The sequence below is a fragment of the Actinoallomurus sp. NPDC052274 genome, from assembly GCF_040679475.1.
Lineage (GTDB): Bacteria > Actinomycetota > Actinomycetes > Streptosporangiales > Streptosporangiaceae > Actinoallomurus > Actinoallomurus liliacearum.
On sequence record NZ_JBFAUT010000142.1, the window covers coordinates 1 to 1,360 of the forward strand.

The following is a 1,360-nucleotide window of genomic DNA, read 5'->3' on the forward strand; positions in this document are numbered from 1 at the left end:
GCCCACAGCTGCATCAACCTGCGGCTGCCCGGATCTCAGGCCATCTACGTGTGGGAGTTCGAGCGGGATGGCAAGGAACTCAGGGTCAAGGTCGAGGGACAATTTGTGTTCAACGACGTTGACCTCATCATGACCGCTGCGCTTGCCGGCCACGGGATTGCATTCCTTCTCGAAGACCATGTGAACAGTCACGTCGCACAGGGGCGGCTCGTCCGCGTCCTGGAGGACTGGTGCGAGCCGTTTGATGGCTACTATCTGTACTATCCAAGCAGACGGCAGCCTTCGCCGGCGTTCAGTCTGCTGCTGAATGCGCTCAGGCATCGGGGATGAGGGCGGCAGAAGCGCGCTTCCGTCCATTTCCATGCGGTGCCGGATGAACAACTTCTCTGCGGTTCGTCCGGCGATGGCGGAAATCGTCCCTGACGGATTCAAGCCGATCGGGTGGGGAACAACTGAGCCACCCACGACGAAGAGGTCCTTCTGACCGAACACTTGGCAGCTTTGATCGACGACACCGGCGGCCGGGCTGGCGGACACTCCTGGCCCTGCCCCGCGCGCCGAAAGCTGCGATGTCTCGCGATCGGAAGGAAAATGCACCCGGAACGCTACGCCAACAGGATCGACGATACCGTTCCGGGCAGTGGCACGACAGGCGATGCCTAGAAGGACGTCATCGCCTGGAACCGGATGGTCCTTGGCACGCCGCGATAGAGCACGCCGTCGCCGGCGGTCGGCCAATAGCGCTTGTTGAAGACATTGTCGGCATTGGCACGCAATACCATGCTCGCGCCGCCCGGAAGCGCGACGCGATAGTTCATGCCCAGCGAAACCAGCGCATAGGCCGGCAGGCTCACGCGCTCCTGCACGTCGGCGCTACGCTTGCCGGTATAGTAGATGCCGGCATTCACGCCGAATGCGTCTTCCAGAAAAGCCGGCCGATATTCGACGAACGCCGATCCCGCCCAACGCGGCGCGTTGACGATCGGCTTTCCGTTCTGGAACGTGGAGGCGGTACGTCGCTGAACGGCATCCAGATACTGTCCGGACAAGGACACCGATATCGTCGAGCCGAGCCGCCCCTGCAACGACGCTTCGACGCCGCGGTGCCGCGCCCTGCCGTCGGCCACAAAGGTCCTGGCCGCGTTCGTGTAGGTCAATGCGCGATCGATGTTGAAATAGGCGATCGACGCCAGCGCACCGCCGACTTCGGCACGGGCACCCAGTTCATATTGCCGGCTGACCAATGGCGGCAGGAGTTCGCCGGCATTGGTGGTGCCATCAGGCGCGGTGCCCGCGCTTTCCAGGCCTTCGATATAGGTGCCGTAGAGGCTGGTCCGCTCGCTGGGGTGAAAGACGAGTC

At 62.8% G+C, this 1,360-nt stretch carries 2 protein-coding genes and 1 pseudogene; 1 reads left to right on the plus strand and 2 read right to left on the minus strand.

Translation table 11 applies throughout. The features are described from left to right. On the plus strand, positions 1-330 hold a 330-nt coding region (locus AB0K82_RS44495; RefSeq protein ID WP_364409793.1), incomplete at its 5' end, for a LysR substrate-binding domain-containing protein. 75 nt (positions 331-405) lie between these two features. On the opposite strand, the pseudogene AB0K82_RS44500 reads toward AB0K82_RS44495, so the two are convergent. Both AB0K82_RS44500 and AB0K82_RS44505 read right to left on the minus strand, forming a co-directional pair. Further along, positions 406-597 (minus strand): annotated as a pseudogene (locus tag AB0K82_RS44500) (GMC oxidoreductase); the annotation flags it as partial. A 62-nt stretch (positions 598-659) separates the two neighbouring features. After that, positions 660-1,360, minus strand: a 701-nt coding sequence (locus tag AB0K82_RS44505) for a TonB-dependent receptor (protein ID WP_364409796.1), incomplete at its 5' end; no start/stop codon positions are given.